A 276-nucleotide genomic window follows, 5' to 3' on the forward strand; every position below is an offset into this window, starting at 1 on the left:
AATGGCGATCAGAATCATGATTCCACAGGATCGTCAGCGGAATCATCCGGCTTGCCGGTCGTCTCGAACAGAATTGCATCGATTCGTTGTTTCAAAATGATTTTGTCGTCAAAGACTTTGGCGGCTTGTTCAAAGTTTTGGTCGGATACGAAATTCTCTATTTCGATTTGCAATTGCTCCACTTCGTCGAGCAGATCGCGGAGTTCTGCTGAATCAGGGCAGTACTTCAATGCGATTTTTCGGTCGGTGTCATACCAGTAGCCGATCTCTTCACAT

General features: G+C 46.0%; 1 pseudogene. It reads right to left on the reverse strand.

The annotated features are described in order from the left end of the window. Positions 1–14: 14 nt before the first annotated feature. A pseudogene (locus tag B2R17_RS25040) lies at positions 15–276 on the reverse strand (DNA helicase UvrB); the annotation flags it as partial.

It is taken from the genome of Rhodopirellula sp. UBA1907 (assembly GCF_002337565.1).
In the GTDB taxonomy this organism is placed as follows: domain Bacteria; phylum Planctomycetota; class Planctomycetia; order Pirellulales; family Pirellulaceae; genus Rhodopirellula; species Rhodopirellula europaea.